The organism is Streptomyces sp. NPDC087428, from assembly GCF_044744085.1.
Taxonomy (GTDB): Bacteria; Actinomycetota; Actinomycetes; order Streptomycetales; family Streptomycetaceae; genus Streptomyces.
Window position 1 is genome coordinate 53,815 of the sequence record NZ_JBIUXR010000019.1, and the last position, 21,484, is coordinate 75,298.

Consider the following 21,484-nt stretch of genomic DNA (forward strand, 5'->3'; position numbering starts at 1 on the left):
GAGCGCGCCCCGGCACCCGCCGACGCCATGGTGCGGATCCGCGGCGTGCACAAGAGCTTCGGCTCCCTCCACGTGCTGCGCGGGATCGACCTGTCCGTGCACCCCGGCGAAGTGACCGTGATCCTCGGCCCCTCCGGCTCCGGGAAGTCCACCCTGCTGCGCACCGTCAACCACCTGGAGAAGCCCGACCGCGGCTCGATCACCGTCGACGGGGACTTCGTCGGCTACCGCAGGAAGGGCGACAAGCTCCACGAACTCCCCGAGCGCGAGGTGCTGCGCCGCCGCACCCGGATCGGCTTCGTCTTCCAGAACTTCCACCTCTTCCCCCACCTCACCGTCCTGGAGAACATCACCGAGGCCCCGGTCGCCGCGCTCGGCCGCCCCAGGGCGCAGGCCACCGCCGCCGCGCACGAACTCCTCGACCGGGTCGGCCTCGCCGACAAGGCGCGGGCGTACCCCCGGCAGCTCTCCGGCGGCCAGCAGCAGCGCGTCGCCATCGCTCGGGCGCTCGCCCTCGAACCGAAGCTGCTGCTCTTCGACGAACCCACCTCCGCGCTCGACCCCGAACTCGTCGGGGAGGTCCTCGACGTCATCAAGGACCTGGCGGGCCGGGGCACCACGATGATCGTCGTCACCCATGAGATCGGGTTCGCCCGTGAGGCCGCCGACACCGTTGTCTTCATGGACGAGGGACGGATCGTCGAACAGGGACCGCCCGCCGACGTACTGGACCGCCCCCGGCACGAGCGCACCCGCGCCTTCCTCTCCAAGGTCCTGTGACCCGAACCCCAGGCACCTGTGACCCGAACCCCAGGGTTCCCTGACCCGGAATCCGGGGGCCCTGTGCCCGCTACCGCCTTCGAACCGTGCCGAAAGGGCCCGCCATGCCTCCGATCCGCCCCCTCCACCTGGCCGCCGAGATCGGCGGCCCGCCCCGCTACGACCCGGGGCACTACACCGGCCTGGCCCGGCTCGCCGAGCGCGGCGCCCTCGACTTCGTCACCCTCGGCGACTCGTTCGCCCGGCCGGGACCCGACGCGCTCTCCGTGCTGTCCCGGGTGGCGCCGGCCACCCGCCGGATCGGGCTCGTGCCGACGGTCACCACCACGCACACCGAGCCGTTCCACGTGTCTTCGGCCGTGGCCACCCTGGACTGGGTGAGCCGCGGCCGGGCGGGCTGGCAGGTGGACGTGTCGACGACCGGGGCCGAGGCCCGGCTGTTCGGCCGCCGCCCGGCCGCACCCGCCGCCGAGCTGTGGCGCGAGGCCGGCGAGGTGGCGGACGTCGGGGCGCGGCTCTGGGACAGCTGGGAGGACGACGCCGAGATCCGGGACCCCGCCACCGGGCGCTTCATCGACCGCGACAAACTGCACTACGTCGACTTCGAGGGGTCCGCCTTCAGCGTCCGCGGACCGGCCATCGTGCCCCGGCCCCCGCAGGGCCGCCCGGTCACCGTCGTCGACGGCACGGCGGACCCGGCCCGGGAGACCGCCGCCCGCCACGCCGACGTCGTGCTCGTACGGGCCACCACACCCGAGCGGACCGCCGAGATCCGCGCCGATGTGCGCCGCCGCGCCGCGGTCCACGGGCGCGACCCCGACACCCTCCGGGTGCTCGCCGCGCTCACCGTCGACCTCGGCGACGCCGAATCCGCCCCGGAACCCGGACTGGAGAGCGGACCGCCGCTCGCCGCGCAGGGCACGTACTACCGGGGCGGCCCGGTCGACCTCGCGGATCTGATCACCCAGTGGCACCGCGCCGGGGCCGTGGACGGCTTCCACCTCACACCGATCACCCCCGAACGCGATCTCGAACGGATCGTCAACGGCACGGTGGCCCTGCTCCAGCACCGCAGTCTCTTCCGCACCTTCCACCCCGGCGGCACTCTCCGTGAGCACTTGGGCCTGGCCCGCCCGGCCAACCGGTACGCGCCGGGCCGTGTCCTCCAAGGAGAACGGGCATGACGACCGCCCAGAAACAGCTGCATCTCGCCGCCCATTTCCCGGGGGTGAACAACACCACCGTCTGGGCGGACCTCCGGTCCCGCAGCCAGATCGACTTCTCCTCCTTCGAGCATCTCGCGCGCACGGCCGAACGCGGCCTGTTCGACTTCTTCTTCCTCGCCGAGGGGCTGCGGCTGCGTGAGCACAACGGGCTGATCCACGACCTGGACGTGGTGGGCCGCCCCGACTCCCTCACCGTGCTCAACGCGCTGGCCGCCGTCACCGACCGGCTCGGTCTCGCCGCGACCGTCAACGCCACCTTCAACGAGCCCTTCGAGCTGGCCCGCAGGCTCGCCACCCTCGACCACCTCAGCGCCGGCCGGGCCGCGTGGAACGTCGTCACCTCGTCCGACGCCTTCACCGGTGAGAACTTCCGCCGCGGCGGGTACCTCGACCGCGCCGACCGGTACACCCGGGCCGCCGAATGCGTCGCCACCGCCCGTGAGCTGTGGGACTCCTGGACCCCCGACGGCGCCCCGCGCCGCTTCGCCCACCGCGGCGAGCACTTCTGCGTCGAAGGCGAGTTCACCGTCCCGCGCCCCCCGCAGGGCCATCCCGTCGTCATCCAGGCCGGCGACTCCCCGGAGGGCCGCGAGTTCGCCGCGTCCGCCGCCGACATCATCTTCACCCGGCACGGCACCCTGGAGGCGGGCCGCGCCTTCTACGCGGACGTCAAGGCACGGCTGGCGAAGTACGGCCGGGAGCCCGACGAGCTGAAGATCATGCCCGGCGTCGGCTTCGTGCTCGGCGACAGTGACGCCGAGGCGCGGGAGAAGGCGGCCGCGATCCGCCTCCAGCAGATCTCCCCGCAGAACGCGATGCTGGCCCTGGAACAGGTCTGGGGCCGGGACCTCTCCTCGTACGATCCGGACGGGCCGCTCCCGGAGAGCGACCCGGTTCCCGATTCGGCGCTGGTCCAGGGCCGGGTCAGGACGGGCGACCCCCTCGCGGTCGCGGCCCGCTGGCGCGCGCTGTCCCGGGAGAAGGGGCTCTCCATCCGGCAGACGGTCATCGAGGCGACCGGCCGGCAGCTGTTCGTCGGCAGCGCGCGGACCGTCGCGGCGGAGCTGGCCGGATTCGTCGCCACCGGAGCCGCCGACGGCTTCATTCTCGTACCGCACCTCACCCCGGGCGGACTCGACGACTTCGTCGACGAGGTCGTCCCGCTCCTCCAGGAGCGCGGGGTCTTCCGCTCCGCGTACACCGGTTCCACACTCCGGTCGCACCTCGGGCTCGCGGAGCCCGTATGGAAAGGTTGAGCCCATGAGCACGGACGCACAGCAGCAGGCAGCGCGGGACTGGGACCACTGGCACGAGGAGCGCACCGCCACGGTCTCGGCGCCGTACGGACCTCTCTCCCTCACCGGCACGCACTGGCTCTCCGACTACCCGGAGGGCCGAATTCCGGCCGTTCCGGGGCGGTGGCGGGAGGACGGCGACGAGCTGGAGCTCACCGCCGGCCCCGAGGACGGGCTGACCCTCGACGGGAAGCCGTTCACCGGACAGGCCGGGCTCGGCGCCGACCGCGGCCCGATCGACGGGTCCCGGGTCGCCCACGGCGAGCGGCGGCTCTTCGTGCTGAGCCGTGAAGGACTCTGGGCGGTCAGGGATTTCGACCCGGAATCCCCGGCGCGGCGGGCCTTCCGTGCGATCGAGGCGACGCCGTACGACCCGCGCTGGGCGCTGTCCGGCACCTTCCGCCCGTACGACACCTCGCGCACGGTCCGGGTCGAGAACGCCGACGGGGTCGAGCGCGGGCTCGGGCTCGGCGGGGAGATCGCCTTCGAGCTGGACGGTGTCGAGCACACGCTCCAGGTCGCGGTGGAGCACGACGGCTCGCTCTGGGCGGTCTTCGCCGACGCGACCAGCGGGAACAGCAGCTACCGCTTCCGCTTCCTGCGGCCCCCGGCCCCGGCCGCCGACGGCACGGTGGCGGTCGACCTCAACCGCGCGCTGCTGCCGCCCTGCGCCTTCGCGGACCACTTCATCTGCCCCTTCCCGCCGCCCGGCAACACCCTCCCCGTCGCCGTCGAGGCGGGGGAGCGCAGCCGGGTCGACAGCTGAATCACCGCCTCCGTTCCAGCGGTGTCCGGCCTCGGTGCGCGGTGTGCGCCGGGGCCGGACACATGGGTGCGAGGTAAAGCTCAGGCCAATAGGCCCTCTTGCGCGAGAAGTTGACGCCTTGAATACTCCCGAGCAGCGCTTGTCAGGAGCACGGCAGGTTCGGAATCCGGACAGACTTCTGCCGTGCGGCTGACTGCGCCTCACGGGTCCGGCCACCCCACGGGCGGACCCCCAACCCCCCTCGGGAGGATTGTCAAGTGAGGATCAAGCGCACCACCCCCCTCAGCGGTACCGCGAGACGCACCAGGGCCGTCGCCATTGCCGCAGGTCTCGTAGCGGTCGCCGCGCTCGCCGTCCCCAGCGCACAGGCCAGCTCCACCGGAACGTACAGCGCGAACCAGCTCTCCGCCGCCAGTGACGCCGTCCTCGGCGCCGACGTGGCCGGCACCGCCTGGACCGTCGACCCCGTGAACAAGAAGGTCACGGTCACGGTCGACAGCACGGTCTCCGCGGCGGAGGTCCAGCAGATCAAGGACTCCGCGGGTGCCAACGCGGGCGCCCTGAACATCGAACGCACGCCCGGCCAGATCCGCAAGCTGCTCTCCGGCGGTGACGCCGTCTACGGGCCCGGCTTCCGCTGCTCCCTCGGCTTCAACGTCCGCAGCGGCAGCACGTACTACTTCCTGACGGCCGGCCACTGCACCGAAGGCAGCCCGCCGTTCTACAGCAACTCGTCGAACTCGACGAGCATCGGTCCGACGGTCGGCTCCAGCTTCCCGACCAATGACTACGGCCTGGTGCGCTACGACAACGCCTCGGTCTCGCACGAGGGCACCGTGGGCAGCGTCGACATCACCGGCGCGGCCAATGCCACGGTCGGGCTCTCCGTCACCCGCCGGGGCTCCACCACCGGCATCCACAGCGGCACCGTCTCCGCGCTCAACGCCACGGTCAACTACGGCGGCGGCGATGTCGTCTACGGCATGATCCAGACCAACGTGTGCGCGGAGCCCGGCGACTCCGGCGGTCCGCTCTACTCCGGCTCCAAGGCGATCGGCCTCACCTCGGGCGGCAGCGGCAACTGCTCCTCCGGCGGCACGACGTTCTTCCAGCCGGTCACCGAAGCGCTCAGCGCGTACGGCGTCAGTCTCTACTGACACCCGGGCGGCCGGTTCCGTCCCCCGGGACCGGCCCCCCGGTTCGAAAGGGCAAGTCGAACACGCCGAGCCCCCGCCCGAATTCCGGGCGGGGGCTCCCGCTGACCCCGCGGCTTTTGAGAGGATGTGGCACAGGACGGTCGCGCAGGAACAACGGGGGCGGACGGTGTGCCTCCTGGAGGGACGCCCTCCGGGAACCCCCGGCAGAGACCCCAGGGGGATCCAGGTCCGTGAATCGCATCGGAGTGACCGGCCACCGCAGCATCCCGCAGGAAGTGCACGCCCATGTGCTGGCCGCGATGCGCGCGGCGCTCAGCGGGTTCGACGGTGCGGTGGAGGCGCTGTCCAGCCTGGCCGTGGGGGCGGACCAGATCTTCGCCGACCTCGCGCTCGCCCACGGCGCCGAACTGACCGCGGTCATCCCCAGCGGCGACTACGAGGCCTGTTTCGAGGACGGCGCCGAACTGGCCCGCTACCGGAGCCTCAGGGCCCGCGCCGCACGGGAGGTCCGGCTGGACTTCGCGCACTCCACCGATGAGGCGTACTACGCGGCCGGCGCCTACATCGCCGACCACTGCGACCGCCTGCTCGCCGTCTGGGACGGACTGCCCGCCCGCGGTCTCGGCGGCACGGGCGACATCGTGACCTACGCCCGAGGGCTCGGCCGCCCGGTCACGGTGATCTGGCGCGACGGGGTCGTCCGCGCCTGATCCGGCGCGGAACCGGTCGGGCCGGGGCTCACGTCCGGTGCCTGACCAGCCAGTCCGTGTGCTCGGGAGAGACGATCCGCTCGGTCTCGAACACGGCGGCAGGCCACTGCCGTTCGGTCAGCACGGTCTCCATCGCGGCCTGCATGTTCTCCAGGTCCTCCTCCACCAGCGAGTGCGCGGACACGAGCGGGTGATGACGGCGCATCTCGTTCCAGGCGAGGCAGGCGGCCGCGGCGGCGGAGAACGACCCCGTCAGCGCGAAGGACCCGGCGGCGGAGAACGTCTGGAGCACGGCGAGGACCAGAGCGGGCAGCGTCAGCGCGGCGATGGTGCTGGACCAGACGAACGCCCCACGCCGGGAGCCCCGCTGCCGCTTGCGGTACCAGCGCCGCTGCTCGATCAGACGGTCCCGGATGTACGTCTCCTTGCGCACGGTGAACGCCCGGTTCCGCAGCTCCCGCATGGAGGCCGTGATGAGCCCGCCGCCCTCTTCCGTCATCTCCTCGCGGGGATCGTCCCATCCCACCTTCCGTAACTCCTGGAGCCCTTCCTCCAGCCGGTTGGCGAAGACGGCCTCCGGGTGCTCGGTGCCGGTGTCGAAGGGGGAGCCGTGGACCGCGTAGCGCCAGCAGTTGGACTTGATGAACTCCGCGGCGGAGCGGTTGAGTTGCCAATGCGACTTTGCTTTGCGCCGGGAGGCCAGGAAGGTCGCGACCAGGACACCGAGATACGCCAACACGGCCACGACGTGCAGGAGTTGAATGTCACCGCCGACCTCGGCCTGCCAGGGCAGTGCGGCGGGCACGGTCCCCAGGACGAGCAGGACCAGCTGACAGCGGGTGGTGTTGACCGCTTCCCGTTGGCGTGCGACCGCGATGGCGTCCGTGTGATGGAAGAGCGCGGGCAGGTCCTCGCTCCGGAAGACCATGGACTGAAGTGGTCCGGGAATCGCCGTCATGTCACCCCGTCTGCAGTTGTGGATATGCCCTTCGAGCCGTACGGCCGGCCTGGCCGTCGCCGGATCGCGGGTGCGGTCCCTGGGCCCGGGAACGTGCGCGCGGAGGCCTGCCGGGGCCACGAGAGTAGGGTCGCGCCCCGGAGGCCGCAATGGCGCCTCCGGGCGGGCAGGTGCTGTCCGCGCCCTCGCCGAGACGCTCTCGTGCGATCCCCTGCTCTGTGGGAAAGTCTGACAACTGCGGTGCACGCAAGGCGAGATGCCTCGGAAACACACGGGTGCTCGTCATTCGGCGGGGGGAGAGACTGTGAACGGGGCAGGCCGGAGAGGCGACGTGCCGTTCTCCGATGTGCAGCGCAGGATCCGCCGGAGTCCGTTGCTGTTCACGATTCCTCTGGTGCTGCTCGGACTCCTGGTGCTCGTCCTCCTCTGGGAGATGGTCCGCGCCAACATGACAGGCACCGCGCGGACGCAATGGCCGTGGCGCCTGCAGCTGCTCGACATGGAGGCGCTGGGAAGCCTGCTGGCCGTCGCGGCGGGTGCCGTCCTGGCCAGGGCGCAGTACGCCCGTACCGTGCGGCCCTACCTGGGCTGGCGGGCGGCGTGGGTGAAGGGGGACCTCAGGGGCGACGTGCGGGCGTGGCGCGTGGGCATAGTCAACGGCGGGCAGCACATCGCGGCGATCGAGTCCTGGGAGTGCCAGGTGGTCATGAGGGGGAGCGGCGCTCGCGCCGGTGCGCGGTGGGCCGGCATCGACGAAGCCGTGACCGAACTGACCGCGGCCGGACTCGTGGTCGCAGAGGACTTCCAACTCGTCGAGTTCGGCCCCGGATTCCCGCTGGCGGGCACCGGGAGCCACGACACGGTACTCGTGGGCGCCTTCTCGAAGAGGTTCGTCGAGGACGTCGAGTCCCTGTTCGTGCGGGTACGGGTGACCGACGTCGTGGGCGACAGTCACGAACGCATAGGGGACTGCATGAAGGGTGCCAGGGCCGTCGCCCTGGCACCCCTCGACTGAGCCCCGCCCGGACCGGGGGAGGGGAGCGGAACGGTCCTGCGGGGCGAGCCGGCCGCAAGCCCCCGACCTGCGCGTTACGTCGTCACCCGGCCGGGTCAATCGCCCTCGGGATTTCCTGGATCGTATTGCTGGGTGAACGGAGGGTTTCGAGCTGCGTCGACGTGTGCGGGAGGCTGGGTTGGGAGTAAAGTCATCCCGCTGGGCCCTGTGAATATGCAGGTGCCGACAGCAATCCAATGTCCGGAAACAAAGCATCGAGGACGGCCGTGAAGACCTACGCAACCTCCCCCTCCTTCGCTATCGCGAAGAAGAGCCGTGTGCCACTCACCGAGATCGACGCCCGCAGCGCCGATGCCTCCAGGAAGCTCGGCCGGGTATTCGGTACCTCAGCCGGTCGTTCGACTCAGACTTCGACCTTCAGTTCGGCACTCTGAGAAGAGCACCGACGTGGCTAGACTGGGGGAATGACAGGACCCCTGGTCCCCTTCCGCGAGATCGTCCTCAAGGTGCACAGCCGCTGTGATCTCGCGTGCGACCATTGTTATATCTATGAACATGCTGACCAGAGCTGGCGTACCCGCCCGAAGACAATCTCTGACGAAGCTGTTTCATGGGCGGCTCGACGATTGGCCGAGCATGCGTCCGCGCATGCGCTCGATTCGATGTCAGTGATCCTGCACGGAGGCGAGCCGCTCCTGGCGGGCCCAGCGCGCCTGCGCCGTGTCTGCGAGGAGCTTTCAGCGGCCTTGAACGGTATCGCTGAGCTGGACCTCAGGATCCACACCAACGGCGTCCAGCTCAGCCCCCGATATCTCGACCTCTTCGACGAGTTCGGCGTCAGGGTCGGCATCTCGCTCGACGGCGACCGCACGGCGAACGACCGGCACCGCCGCTTCGCCGACGGGCGCACCAGCCACCCCCTCGTGCTCAGGGCCGTCGAACTCCTCCGGCAGGAGCGCTACCGCCATCTCGATCTCGGGCTGCTGTGCACCATCGACATCGAGAACGACCCCCACGCGGTCCTGGACGCCCTGATCGAGCTCGAACCGCCGCTCATCGACTTCCTCCTCCCGCACGCCACCTGGGACGACCCGCCGCCCCGGCCGGACGGTTCGGAAACGGCCTACGCCGACTGGCTCCTCAAGGTCTACGACCGCTGGCAGGAACGGGGCTGCCCGGTGCCCGTGCGCCTCTTCTCCTCCGTGCTGTCCACCCTGAGCGGCGGCCCCAGCCTCACCGAGTCCCTCGGCCTCGCACCCACCGATCTCGTGGTGGTCGAGACGGACGGTCAGCTGGAACAGGTCGACTCGCTCAAGAGCGCCTACGACGGTGCGGCAGCCACCGGATTCAACGTGTTCTCCCACTCCTTCGACGACGTCGCCGCCCATCCGGGGGTCCGCGCGCGCCAGCTCGGTCTGGCAGGCGTCAGCGAGACCTGCCGCCGTTGCCCCGTCGTGCGTTCGTGCGGCGGCGGGCTGTACACGCACCGGTACCGCTCGGCCAACGACTTCGACAACCCGTCCGTGTACTGCCGCGACCTGGAGGCGCTGGTGCGCGGCATCGAGACGCGCGCCCCGGTGCACCCGGCCGTGGCGGACCGCGCCGAACTCCTCGACGCGCAGCAGGACCTGACCCGCACCCTGCTCGCGGGCCTCCACGCGGACCTGGACGGGCGCGGCGGCGCGCGGTGGGACGAGGCCTGGGACCTGGCCGGCGCCCTGGAGGCGTCGGAGGAAGGCGCCGCCGGGCTCGATCACGTGCTCGCGCACCCGTACACCCGGACCTGGCTGCTGGAGGCACTGGGAGGGCTGCGGGCGGATCGGCCCGGCGCCGTGGACGAGGCGCTGCGCCTCCCGGACTACCTCGCGGCCGCCGCGGTGCGGTCCGGTCTCGGCCTGACCGTGCGGGCCGACTACCGGGACGGGCGGCTCCACCTCCCCACGCTCGGCGAGCTCCGGGTCGGCCGGGAGGGCGAGCACGGAACGGTCGGGTTGCGGCCGGCCGGGGACGGGTTCGTGGTCCGGCGCGACGACGGCGGCGGCGAATGGCGCGTCCTCGACGGGGTGGACAGCCCCGGCTGGAGCCCGGTGCGCAGCCTCGGCCAGGACGGCACGCCCCGCTTCGCTCTCGACGACCTGGACCCGTACCGGGACTGTTTCGGCGCTCCGGCGCTCCCGCGGCTCGGGAGGGCCGCGGCCGAGGAGTGGGAAGCCGGCCTCGCCGAGGCGTGGGAACTCCTGGTGAGGGAGGCGCCCGCGCACGCCGCGGCGGCCGCCGGCGCCCTGACGACGCTGACCCCCCTCGCCGCCGGACAGCACGCGGAGCGGCCGCACGGATACGGGACCGTCGGCCTGACACGGACGGACGACGCGAAACAGCTGGCGCTCGAACTTCTGGGCGGTTTCCGGCGGACCACCCTGCGGGCATTGCTCGACGTCACCGATCTCCATGCGTCGGACGGGACCTGGACCTATCGCCCCCGATGGCGGGAAGAGGCAGTTCCGTTTTCCCGGCTGTTGGCCGAAACCCATGAACGGGTGGCGTTGTCCGCGCTTGATCCCTGTTTCATGGACGGTATCGAAGAGGCGCTCGGCATGATGGGTTCCGCGGCCGAGCCCACAGTCGGGGGAAGGTACTTCATCGCCGCACTCAAGGCGGAGGTGAAGGAAACGCGGGACAAGTGGGCCGAATAGCCTCAAGATTGTTACGGCTCCGCACGTACGGGGTGAATCCTGGGTATGGATGACTGGAAAGCGGCGTTGAATGACCGAACGCCATGGGGGTGGAGCAAGGTCCGCTCCGGAATGATGAATTCGATCGCACCCCTCGATAGCCTGGGATGCGGTGATCACACAGGACGGGGGTCGTGTGCACGCATCGATGCAGCAGCGAGCGACGGACCATCGGCCGTACTTTTTCCTGAGCTACGCGCATACACCGGGGTACGGCGGTGGAACGGACCCCGATATGTGGGTCGAACGGCTTTTCCAAGATCTCTGCGGTCATGTTATGGCCATGACCGATCTGCCCGCGGGCGCGTCCGCGGGGTTCATGGACCGGGAGATACGTTCCGGGGAGGGCTGGTCGGAACGGCTGGGCAGCGTGCTCGCGAGCTGCCGGGTCTTCGTACCGCTCTTCTCGCCGCGGTACTTCGCCAGCGAGATGTGCGGCAAGGAGTGGTACGCGTTCGAGCAGCGCGCCATTCACCAACGGGCCCGGTCGAACCAGTCGGCCGAGGCGATCGTCCCGGCACTCTGGGTCCCGGTGCCGCCCAGTCAACTGCCCGGATCGGCCGAGCGGTTACAGTTCAACCACCGTGATTTCGGGGAACGTTACGTCAGTGACGGACTCTACGGACTGATCAAACTCCGGCTGTTCGCCCAGGAATACGAACGGGCCGTCTACGAGCTCGCCAAGCGCATCGTCAGTGTCGCCGACACGGTACGGATCGACACCGGAAGACCCGTCGACTACCGCCTCGCCCCCAGCGCCTTCGGATCACTGAGCAGCGGGGCGGGAGCCCCGCGGCCGATGCAGATCACCATCGCCGCCCCCACCCAGCACGACCTGCCCGAAGGACGGATAGCCGACTACTACGGCGACCATCCGCAGGACTGGAATCCCTACCATCCGGCTGCCGCGCGACCACTGGCCTATGTCGCCGAGGAATTGGTCCGCGCACTCAACTACCAGGCCGTCATCACCTCGTTCGACGAGGAGTCCGGACAGCGCGAGGGCAAGCAGGAACCCCGTACGCCGGAGATACTCCTGGTCGACCGCTGGGCCCTCCAGGACGAGGACCGCAGACGCAGGCTCGCGGCCTTCGACGCGGAGAACCGGCCCTGGGTGACCATGGTCGTGCCCTGGTGCCGGGACGACCACCAGAGCAGGGCCGCCGAGGCCGAACTGACCGAGAAGCTCGAACAGACGTTGCCGACCAAGATGCGGCAGGGGCGGGCCTTCTGCCGCGCCGCGGCCAAGGGGGTGCCCACCATGGAGGCGTTCGGGCAGGTCCTTCCCCAGGTGGTCGAGGTGGCCGCCCAGCAGTACCTGAGACATGCCACGGTCTATCCGCCGGCGGGCGGGCGGCACAGTGAACGGACGCGGCTGATGGGGCCCATGGGCGGCACGCAGTTCATACCCGACATGCACGACCCTGCGACGGATGCGGAGGACGTATGACAGCCGGCCGTGACGGGCGCATCGTCACCTTCTACTCGTACAAGGGCGGTACAGGGCGCACCATGGCCCTGGCGAACACCGCCTGGATCCTCGCCGCCAACGGCAAGCGGGTACTGGCCGTCGACTGGGACCTGGAGGCTCCCGGGCTCCACCGGTTCTTCCACCCCTTCCTCGACCCGTCGACGCTCGGTGCCACCACCGGGGTGATCGACCTGATCACCGAGTACGCCTGGGCCGCGACCAACCCCGTCCAGCGGGCCGACGACTGGCACCGCGACTACGCCCGCATCCAGCCGCACGCCGTCTCCCTCAATCCGGAGGCGCTCGGCTGGCAGTTCCCGCGGGGCGGCACGCTCGACTTCGTCTCGGCCGGGCGGCAGAACCGCGAGTACTCCGCCACCGTCTCCACCTTCGACTGGGACAACTTCTACGACCGGCTCGGCGGCGGCCACTTCTTCGACGCCCTGCGCGACGACATGAAGGCCAACTACGACTACGTCCTCATCGACAGCCGTACCGGCCTCAGCGACATCGCCGACATCTGCACGGTCCACCTCCCGGACGTGCTCGTCGACTGCTTCACCCTGAGCGACCAGTCCATCGACGGCGCGGCCTCCGTCGCCCGGCAGATCGCCGAGCGCTACACCGGCCGGCCCATCTCGATCTTCCCCGTTCCGATGCGCATCGACGAGGGCGAGAAGGAGAAGGCGGACGCCGGCCGGGCGCTGGCCCGGCTGAAGTTCGACCGGCTGCCCCGCGACCTGTCCGGCGACGAACTCACCGCCTACTGGGGCGCGGTGGAGATTCCGTACCGCCCCTACTACGCCTACGAGGAGACCCTCGCGACCTTCGGGGACGAGGCCGGTCTCAGCAACTCGCTGCTGTCCGCCTTCGAACGCCTCACCGCGGTCGTCACCCAGCAGGAGATCACCTCGATGCCCCCGGTGGGCGAAGAGGTACGGCTGCGCATCCGCGACGCCTTCACCCGGCGCCGGCCGGGCCTGCCCGCCGATCTCCTCCTCAGCTATGTGGCGGAGAACCGCATGTGGGCCGACTGGATCGAATCGGTCCTCACCCGGGCCGGATTCCGGGTCGTCCCGCGTGACGTGTCGGCCGATCCCGCGCTGGCGGACGCCCCTCCCTCCGTGGCCGAGACCGCGACCCGCACGGTGGTGCTGCTCTCCAGCGCCTACCTCAAGTCCCAGCGGGCCGTGGACCTGTGGGACCGGGCGGTCTCCGAGGATCCCGGTGGCGGGCGGCGCCAGCTGCTGCCGCTGCGGATCAGCGATGTCCGGCTCTCCGCGCCCTACATCGACCGCAACCCGGTCGACCTGTTCCGGCTGGACGAGGTGCAGGCCACCACAGCCCTGATGCGGGCCCTCGACCGGTCCGTGCAGCTCGGTGACGGAGCGGCGACCGGTCCCCGGTTCCCCGGCACGGTGCCGAGGATCTGGAACGCGCCGCCCCGCAACCCCGGTTTCACCGGCCGTTCCCTGGTCCTGGAGCGGATGCGCGATCAGCTGGGCGGGGGCATGGCCGTCGTGCTGCCGCAGCCGCAGACCCTGTACGGACTCGGCGGCGTCGGCAAGACGCAGGTGGCCCTCGAGTACGTGCACCGCTTCATGGCCGACTACGACCTGGTGTGGTGGATATCGTCGGAGCAGACCGACGACGTGATCGCGGGACTCGCCGAACTGGCCGTACGGCTCGGCGCCCAGGGCGGCGACGACATGGCCGCGGCCTCCCAGGAGGCCGTCGACCTGCTGCGGCGCGGCGTGCCCTCGGACCGGTGGCTGCTCGTCTTCGACAACGCCGACGATCCCGAACGCCTCAGGCGCTACTTCCCGCAGGGCGGCTCCGGGCACATCCTGGTGACCTCCAGGAACCAGGCGTGGTCCCAGCACGGTGACGCGCTGCCCGTGGACGTCTTCCTCCGGGAGGAGTCGGTCGAGCACCTCCAGCGGCGGGCCCCGGGGCTGAGCGCCGAGGACGCCGCGCAGGTGGCGACCGCCGTCGGTGACCTGCCGCTCGCCGTCGAGCAGGCGGCGGCCTGGATCGCCGAGACCGCGACGCCCATCGACACCTATCTGGAGCAGCTGGCCCGCCAGGCCCCCCAGGTCCTGGCCCTGAACCAGCCCGCCGGATATCCGCAACCCGTCGCGGCGACCTGGAACATCTCCATCGAACGCCTCAAGGAGCGTTCGCCGGCGGCGGTGCGGCTGCTCCAGCTCTGCGCGTTCTTCGCACCCGAGCCGATCTCGGCGAACCTCCTCTACAGCAAGGAGATGATCGAGGCGCTGAAGCCGTACGACTCCTCGCTCCAGGAGAAGCTGGTGCTGGGCCGGGTCATCCGGGAGATCGGCCGGTTCGCCCTCGCCAAGGTCGACCAGGTCTCCAACTCCATCCAGGTCCACCGGCTGGTGCAGGCCGTGATCAGGGCCCAGCTCAGCGACGCGGAACAGCGCGAGGCCCGGCACGTCGTCCACCGCATCCTCGCGGGTGCCAGGCCCGACGACACCGAACCGATCGACAACCCGGAGACCTGGCCGCGCTTCGCCACGATCTGGCCGCACCTGGGCCCGTCCGACGCGCGCAACTGCCGGGACCAGGAGACCCGCAGGCTCCTGATCGACCGGGTCCGCTATCTCTGGAAGCGCGGAGACGTCAGGACCGCGGGCACCCTCGGGGAGGAACTGCGCGAGACCTGGCTGGAGATGCTCGGGGAACGGGACATCCAGTACCTGTACCTCTGCTTCCACCTCTCCAACATCCTGCGCACCCGCGGACGGTACGTGGAGGCGAGGGAGCTCGACGAGTTCACCCTCCGGCTGCAACGTGAGGTGCTGGGGCCGGAGCACCCGCACACGTACATGACCACCAGCAGTCTCGCCATCGACCTGGGCCTGCTCGGCGACTACGGGCGCGCGATCGAGCTGGCGACCGAAGCGCATGACGGCTTCAACCAGATCTTCCACGAGAGGCACGCCCGGACGCTGGCGGCGGCCAACAACCTGGCGCTGAACCTGCGGAGCGTCGGGCAGTACGCCAGGGCCAGGGAGATCGACCAGGACTGCTACGACCTGCGGTCGGAGGTGCTGGGCCAGGAGCATCCGCACAGCCTGTCCTCCGCCCTCAACCTGGCCCGTGACCTGCGCGAGGTCGGGCGGTACGAGGACTCGGTGGGCCTGCTCAGCCGCACGTACGAGAGCCTCAAGGCCACCCTCGGCCGGACCTATCCGACGACCCTGAGTGCCTCGAAGAGCCTCGCGGTGTCGCTGCGCCGGGCGGGGCAGCTGGAGGACGCGCGCAGGCTGACGGTGGCCACGCGCACCAGGTACCGGGCCAAGTACACCTCGGCCAACCCGGAGTCACTGGCCTGCGACCTCAACATGGCGGCCGACCTGTTCGCCGCGGGGGAGGCGGCCGAGGCCCGGGACACCGCGCAGGAGGTGGTCAACCAGTACATGAAGGTGCCGGGGGAGCAGCACCCGTACACCCTGGCCGCGCAGAACAACCTCGGCGCCTACCTCTCGGGGACGGGTGTGCCCGGGGAGGCGGAGAGGCTGCTGACGAAGGTGGTCGCCTCGATGCGGGAGGTGTTCGGGCGGGAGCATCCGAACACCCTGTTCTCCGTCATGAACCTGGCCAACGCGACAGCCGTCGAGGGTGACCTCGAACTCGTGCTGGAGACCGAGCGGCGGGTGTCCGGCCAGCTCAGGGAGGTTCTCGGGGCGCACCACCCGGAGACCCTGGCCATGACCTCCAACCTCGCGGTCACGCTCGACGCGATGGGGCGCAAGGACGAGGCGCTGAGGCTGCGGGCGGAAACCGGTGACGAGCTGGCGCGACAGCTCGGGGACGACCATCCGCTGACCCGGATAGCGAGGGACGAGCGCAGGTTCTGGCGGGAGCTGGAACCGATGTCGGTGTGATCCGGGCCGGGGCTCCCTCAGGAGCCCCGGTCATCCGGATCACCGGACCGCTGTCCTCAGCAGACCGCGGCCTCCCGTTCGTCCAGCAGCCAGTTGAGCACGGACGGAAGTACGGACAGCGCGTCGAAGTGCGCCGCCGTCGGCTCCATCACGGCGGTGACGTCCGGGATCTGCCCGGCCAGCCAGCGGGAGTGGCCGATCGGCGAGAACACGTCCTTCTCGCCGTGCCACAGCATCACGGGACCCGTGATGTCCGCGGGGTCGAACCCCCAGGGCCGGCAGAACGCGATCGCGTCGTCGATCCATCCGTACGCCGATGTGCGCAGCCCCTCCCGGTAGTTGGCGAGCAGCATGGTGCGGATGCCGACATCGTTGACCACGATCCGGTCGGAGTCGGTCAGCTCGCGGCGCAGGTCGTCCAGGAGCCGGACCGGGTCCTGCCGGATCACCGCGGAGCGGCTGATGAAGGACTCCGCGAGTCCGTCGGGATCGGCCGCGGCGGTCGAGTACGCGAGTACGTTCGACGCGGCCATTCCGTCGAACCAGTCGAGTCCCTCGGCGTCCCAGGGGGCGAGGCCCACCAGAGCGGCGGTACGGGTCACCCGGTCGGGCATCATCGCGGCACAGGCCAGGGCGTGCGGCGCGCCGCCGGACCGGCCGACCACGGCGAAGTGCTCCAGGCCCAGCGAGTCCGCGATGGCCCGTACGTCCTCGACGACATCCACCACCCGGCGTCCCGGCAGCCGGTCGGAACCGCCGTAGCCCGGACGGTCGTAGGCGATCAGCTGCATCTTGCGCTGGTAGAGGACCATGCCGCGTGGAGCGGGGCCGAGCCGGCTGCCCGGCATCCCGTGGAGGAGGAAGACGGGTCTGCCGTGCGGATCCCCCTGACGCTCGACCATCAGATGCCGCCCGTCCGCCACCCGCACCCGACTGCGCACCCCGACTCCTCCGTCCGTCGACCCCGCCCGTTCCGGGCATCAACTGCCCGGTGTGTGCTGACAGTTCGATAATGGCGCATCAAGGGCACGACCGGCACTCCTTGTGGGAAGGAACCAGTGTTCGCCGGAGAGGGCCCGCACCGCATCCGGACGCGCGACCCCAGCATCCGGACCCCGAAGGGCGAGAACAGGACAGGACTACTCCTCACCCGCTGCCGACCCGGTGATCGCACCGGGTGTTCGCAGACGGAACCGGCAACGCCTGACCTCGGCAAGTGAACACGGTGAGACCGAACAGGTGTTGTCGTGTGTGCGTCCTGAAGTCGGTCTTGTGTGCTATCTGCTCCGTCGGAATAGTGGGCGCCCCATCCTCCGTGTACGGGCGACCCCACATCACCCGTGCGCGGCCCCACAGGAGGTCGAAGTTGAAGCATCGACGCATATCCAGGAAGCGTGCAGTGCTGGCGGGTTCGGCGGTGGTCGCCCTGGTCGCAGCGGGAGCGACGTTCCAGAGTGCGAACGCCAGTGAAGGAACGCCCGAGGTCACCGCGCGGACGCTGACGGCCGACGCGGCCGGAAAGCTCGCCACCGGTCTCGGGAAGGATCTGGGTGCCGACGCGGCCGGGTCGTACTACGACGCCAAGTCGAAGAACCTGGTGATGAACGTGGTCGACCAGGCCGCCGCCGAGCAGGTGCGGCAGGCGGGCGGCCGGGCCAGAGTCGTACAGAACTCGCTGACCGAGCTGAAGTCCGCCCGGCAGACCCTGGCCGGCAAGGCCGCGATCCCCGGCACCTCATGGGCCGTCGACCCGGTCAGCAACAAGGTCGTCGTCACCGCCGACCGCACGGTCAAGGGCGCCGACCTGAGCCGGCTCACCTCGGTGGTCGAGGGGCTGGGCGGCAAGGCCCGGCTCAAGAAGTCCGCCGGGGAGTTCAAGCCGCTCATCGCGGGCGGCGACGCGATCTGGGGCGACGGCGGGCGCTGCTCGCTCGGCTTCAACGTGGTCAAGGGCGGCGAACCGTACTTCCTGACCGCCGGGCACTGCACCGAGGCGATCTCCAGCTGGTCGGACTCGCAGGGCGGCGGGGAGATCGGTACCAACGCGGGCTCGGAGTTCCCGGACAACGACTTCGGGCTGGTGAAGTACACCTCGGGCACGGCGCACCCCAGCGAGGTTGACCTCTACAACGGCTCCACCCAGCCGATCACCAAGGCGGGCGAGGCGACCGTCGGGATGACGGTGTCACGCAGCGGTTCCACCACCCAGGTGCACGACGGCCAGGTGACGGGGCTGGACGCCACGGTCAACTACGGCAACGGTGACATCGTCAACGGGCTGATCCAGACCACGGTCTGCGCCGAGCCCGGCGACAGCGGCGGCTCGCTCTTCGCCGGTGACACGGCGATCGGGCTGACCTCGGGTGGCAGTGGCGACTGCTCCTCGGGCGGCGAGACGTTCTTCCAGCCGGTGCCGGAGGCGCTGGCGGCGTTCGGGGCCGAGATCGGCTGACAGCTCCGCGCGGTGATGCACGGCCCCCGGCAGTGCCGGGGGCCGTGCATCTGCTTCCGGAGGCGAAGGGGCAGGGGCACCGGCGGGTTTTCGCCTCCTCGGAGCATGTGCTCGCTAATGCTCGAAACGCGATGGCGACGAACAACTATTGACATGTCGCGGACATTCCCGCGAGAGTCGTTCACGCCAGTGATGCCGGTCGCGTATCGAGGAGCGTTGTCGCATGCCCGAAACCCCCGAAGTCTCACGCCGCTTGGTCCTGGGAGGAACACTGGCCGCAGGGGCCCTGGCCGTAGGGGTCGGATCCGCCGGGAGCGCGTCGGCGGCTCCCGCGTCCGGAACGGCCCCCGCCGCCGCGCTCGCCGGGGCCGCCGCGCCCCGGCGCCGGCCCGGCCAGAAGTCCATGATCGGTGTCCCCTTCGAGCCCCACAAGACCGTCCGCGTCGGCGTCATCGGGCTCGGCAACCGGGGCTCCGGGATGACCACGGGCTGGTCCGTCATCCCCGGCTGCGTCGTGGCGGCGGTCTGCGACATCCGCGCCGACCGCGCGAAGCGCACCGCGGACCGGCTCGTCGCCGCCGGGAAGACGCGGCCGGCGGAGTTCGGCGGCTCCGCCGACTCCTACGCGCAGATGCTCAAGCGCGACGACATCGATCTCGTGTACATCGCGACGCCCTGGGAGTTCCACTACGAACAGGGCAGGGCCGCGCTCCTGTCCGGCAAGCACGTCGTCGTCGAACTACCCGTCGCGACCCGGCTCGACGAGCTGTGGGACCTCGTGGACACCTCGGAGCGCACCCGCAGGAACCTGATGCTGTCCGAGAACTGCAGTTACGGCCGCAACGAGCTGGCCATGCTCAAGATGGCCCACGAGGGCCTGTTCGGGGACGTCACCAACGGCCACGGCGGCTACATGCACGACCTGCGCTCCCTGCTCTTCTCTGACACGTACTACACCGACTCCTGGCGCCGCCTGTGGCACACCCGCTCCACCGCGTCCTTCTACGCCATGCACGGTCTCGCCCCCATCGCGGCGGCCATGGACATCAACCGCGGCGACCGGATGACCACGCTGAAGGCCACCGCGACCGCGCCGAAGGGACTCGCCGACTACCGCGAGCGCTTCATGCCCAAGTCCCACCCGTCCTGGAACGAGACGTACGTCAACGGCGACCTCGTCACGTGCCAGATCGAGACGGCGAAGGGCCGGACGATCCGCGCCGAGCACGCCGTCAGCTCACCCCGCCCGTACAGCAGGATCAACTCGCTCGTCGGCAGTCGGGGCATCTTCGAGGACTACGCGGGCACCTCGCCCACCGGCGCACGCATCTACGTCGAGCCGGATCACGGCGGCGACACATGGCGCGACTTCGACGCGTACCGCAAGGAGTTCGACCACTGGCTGTGGAAGGAGCTCGGTGACGAGGCCGAGAACGGCGGCCACGGTGGCATGGACTACATCCTCCAGTGGCGCACGGTCCAGCTGATGCGGGCCGGGCTGGTCCCCGACATCGACGTGTACGACTCCGCTTCGTGGTGCGCGCCGGTTCCGCTGAGCGTCACGTCCCTCGCCGCCAAGGGCCGTCCCGTCGACATCCCGGACTTCACCCGCGGCTCCTGGGTCAACCTGCGTACCGGTCTCGACTCGCGCACCACCGAGATGCCCCCCGTCGCCTGAAGACCTCCCTCACCAAGGAGTACGTCATGAGACCGGCCCGACTCATCAACCCGCTCAGAGCCGTCGCCGTGGCGGCGGCGGTCATGCTCGTTCCCGTACAGGCGGCCTCGGCCGCGCCGGCCCGTCCCGCGGCCGCCTCCGACGCGCGGACCGAGGTGACCGTCTCTCCCGTGGATCTCGACGGGCCGGCCATCTCGGAGGTGGAGGTCACCGTCAGGAACACCGCCCCGCAGCGGCTGCGTTCCCTCAAGGTGTCGTTCGCCGGGCCTGTCGGGTGGGCGGTCCAGCCGTCCGTGACCAGCGTGGGCGGCTCCCTCGCGACGGGCGCCTCCGCCTCCGCGACGTTCCGGGTCCAGGTTCCGGAGAAACGTTCCGGATTTGTGCTCCGTACGTTCACGGCGACCGCGGTCTACCAGGGCGGGGACGGCCGCGGAACGGCCACCGGCACCCGGACCGAGCGCTCCGGATCGCCCCTGGCGAACCTGGCGGCCGCGTACAACGGGGTGGCGATCACCGACGAGTCCGCCACGACCGCGGGCGACTACGACGGCGAGGGCAACACCTTCTCCGCGCAGAGGCTCGCCGCGGCCGGTCTGACTCCCGGGGCGACCGTCGAGGCCCTGGGCGCGAGACTGACCTGGCCGGACGTGGCGGCCGGTTCGAACGACAACGTGGCGAGTTCCGGGCAGGCGGTCGAGTTGAGCGGCAAGGGCACCGAGCTGGTGTTCCTCGGCTCCGGCGTGGGCAGCGGCGCCACGGGCAACGCCACCGTCTTCTACACCGACGGCACATCCGGCACGGGTTCGTTCGGCTTCCCCAACTGGTCGTTCGACCCGGTCACGGCGCACGGTGCGACGCTGGTCAAGTCCACCGACGGCCGCAACCGGCCCGGCGGGTACGGCGACGCCTCGGTGAAGTACAGCGTGTTCGCCAACTCGGTCCCGCTGGACGCGTCCAGGACGGTCGCGTTCGTGGTCCTGCCCGCGAACGCGAATGTCCACATCTTCGACATGGCGATCGCTCCCTGACGTCCCCAGGCGCCCCGCTTCGGGCCGTCGGCACGGAGAACGGGCCCGCCCGCATCACTCAGGTGACGCGAGCGGGCCCGTTCTCCGTGTTCCGCGCGTACGCGTACGCGCGCCGCCCGGTGACGGGAGACCTGGTCCGTGTGGGTGAGCGGCCGTCCGTGCCGCATGGTTTTGCGGGAACGATTCCTCCCGCCAGTGCCACCGCGAGGCCGCACCGGAGCCCGTCCCGCGCCTTCGGTTCGTGGGCTCCGGAGTGCCCGCGCCCGGAGTGGAGATCACTTCGTTCAGCGTTCAATGGCAGTTGT

General features: G+C 70.5%; 16 protein-coding genes. 14 read left to right on the forward strand and 2 right to left on the reverse strand.

Features of this window, described 5'->3' with window-relative positions; all coding sequences use genetic code 11:
* Positions 1-27: 27 nt before the first annotated feature.
* The 6 genes from ACIO3R_RS33435 to ACIO3R_RS33460 all read left to right on the forward strand — a co-directional run bounded on the left by ACIO3R_RS33435 (position 28) and on the right by ACIO3R_RS33460 (position 5,934).
* On the forward strand, positions 28-780 hold the full coding sequence (locus tag ACIO3R_RS33435; RefSeq protein WP_385028580.1) for an amino acid ABC transporter ATP-binding protein: 753 nt from the start codon (positions 28-30) through the stop codon (positions 778-780).
* 104 nt (positions 781-884) lie between these two features.
* Positions 885-1,964 (forward strand): LLM class flavin-dependent oxidoreductase, encoded by a 1,080-nt coding sequence (locus ACIO3R_RS33440; protein ID WP_402110777.1) that lies wholly within the window; start codon positions 885-887, stop codon positions 1,962-1,964.
* Entirely contained in the window at positions 1,961-3,262 is a 1,302-nt protein-coding gene (locus ACIO3R_RS33445) for an NtaA/DmoA family FMN-dependent monooxygenase (protein WP_402110779.1), read from the forward strand. Before ACIO3R_RS33440 ends, ACIO3R_RS33445 begins: the two co-directional genes overlap by 4 nt.
* A gap of 4 nt (positions 3,263-3,266) precedes the next feature.
* Entirely contained in the window at positions 3,267-4,067 is an 801-nt protein-coding gene (locus ACIO3R_RS33450) for a DUF1684 domain-containing protein (protein ID WP_402110781.1), read from the forward strand.
* A 257-nt stretch (positions 4,068-4,324) separates the two neighbouring features.
* Positions 4,325-5,224, forward strand: coding sequence for a S1 family peptidase (locus ACIO3R_RS33455; protein ID WP_385028544.1), 900 nt, complete (start codon positions 4,325-4,327; stop codon positions 5,222-5,224).
* 230 nt (positions 5,225-5,454) lie between these two features.
* The gene (locus ACIO3R_RS33460) at positions 5,455-5,934 is read left to right on the forward strand and encodes a hypothetical protein (RefSeq protein WP_363025403.1); all 480 of its coding nucleotides are present in this window, start codon (positions 5,455-5,457) and stop codon (positions 5,932-5,934) included.
* Positions 5,935-5,962: 28 nt separating this feature from the next.
* Here the strand turns inward: ACIO3R_RS33460 and ACIO3R_RS33465 are convergent, their stop codons facing one another.
* Positions 5,963-6,892, reverse strand: a complete 930-nt coding sequence (locus ACIO3R_RS33465) for a DUF4231 domain-containing protein (RefSeq protein WP_402110783.1) — start codon at positions 6,890-6,892, stop codon at positions 5,963-5,965.
* Between the two features lie 331 nt (positions 6,893-7,223).
* Here ACIO3R_RS33465 and ACIO3R_RS33470 point away from each other — a divergent pair, with 331 nt between their 5' ends.
* The 5 genes from ACIO3R_RS33470 to fxsT all read left to right on the forward strand — a co-directional run bounded on the left by ACIO3R_RS33470 (position 7,224) and on the right by fxsT (position 16,021).
* Positions 7,224-7,907 carry a hypothetical protein gene (locus ACIO3R_RS33470; RefSeq protein ID WP_402110785.1) on the forward strand — a complete coding sequence of 228 codons (684 nt, stop codon included), beginning with the start codon at positions 7,224-7,226 and terminating at the stop codon, positions 7,905-7,907.
* Positions 7,908-8,143: 236 nt separating this feature from the next.
* Positions 8,144-8,341 carry an FxSxx-COOH cyclophane-containing RiPP peptide gene (gene fxsA / locus ACIO3R_RS33475; protein ID WP_385028535.1) on the forward strand — a complete coding sequence of 66 codons (198 nt, stop codon included), beginning with the start codon at positions 8,144-8,146 and terminating at the stop codon, positions 8,339-8,341.
* Positions 8,342-8,371: 30 nt separating this feature from the next.
* Positions 8,372-10,600: a radical SAM/SPASM protein FxsBH, inactivated beta-hydroxylase extension form gene (gene fxsBH / locus ACIO3R_RS33480; RefSeq protein ID WP_402110788.1), complete on the forward strand. Its 2,229-nt coding sequence runs from the start codon at positions 8,372-8,374 to the stop codon at positions 10,598-10,600.
* Positions 10,601-10,787: 187 nt separating this feature from the next.
* Complete coding sequence (fsxC, locus tag ACIO3R_RS33485) at positions 10,788-12,089, forward strand: FxsC protein (protein ID WP_402110877.1); 1,302 nt, start codon at positions 10,788-10,790, stop codon at positions 12,087-12,089.
* Positions 12,086-16,021: an FxSxx-COOH system tetratricopeptide repeat protein gene (fxsT, locus tag ACIO3R_RS33490; protein WP_385028529.1), complete on the forward strand. Its 3,936-nt coding sequence runs from the start codon at positions 12,086-12,088 to the stop codon at positions 16,019-16,021. Before fsxC ends, fxsT begins: the two co-directional genes overlap by 4 nt.
* A gap of 56 nt (positions 16,022-16,077) precedes the next feature.
* Here fxsT and ACIO3R_RS33495 read toward each other — a convergent pair whose 3' ends face one another.
* The gene (locus ACIO3R_RS33495; protein ID WP_363025393.1) at positions 16,078-16,962 is read right to left on the reverse strand and encodes an alpha/beta fold hydrolase; all 885 of its coding nucleotides are present in this window, start codon (positions 16,960-16,962) and stop codon (positions 16,078-16,080) included.
* Positions 16,963-17,387: 425 nt separating this feature from the next.
* On the opposite strand from ACIO3R_RS33495, the gene ACIO3R_RS33500 reads away from it, so the two are divergent.
* The 3 genes from ACIO3R_RS33500 to ACIO3R_RS33510 all read left to right on the forward strand — a co-directional run bounded on the left by ACIO3R_RS33500 (position 17,388) and on the right by ACIO3R_RS33510 (position 21,179).
* Positions 17,388-18,473 (forward strand): S1 family peptidase, encoded by a 1,086-nt coding sequence (locus ACIO3R_RS33500; protein WP_402110790.1) that lies wholly within the window; start codon positions 17,388-17,390, stop codon positions 18,471-18,473.
* Between the two features lie 223 nt (positions 18,474-18,696).
* Entirely contained in the window at positions 18,697-20,151 is a 1,455-nt protein-coding gene (locus ACIO3R_RS33505; protein ID WP_402110791.1) for a Gfo/Idh/MocA family protein, read from the forward strand.
* Between the two features lie 26 nt (positions 20,152-20,177).
* Positions 20,178-21,179: an NEW3 domain-containing protein gene (locus ACIO3R_RS33510; RefSeq protein ID WP_402110792.1), complete on the forward strand. Its 1,002-nt coding sequence runs from the start codon at positions 20,178-20,180 to the stop codon at positions 21,177-21,179.
* The last annotated feature ends 305 nt before the right edge of the window (positions 21,180-21,484 follow it).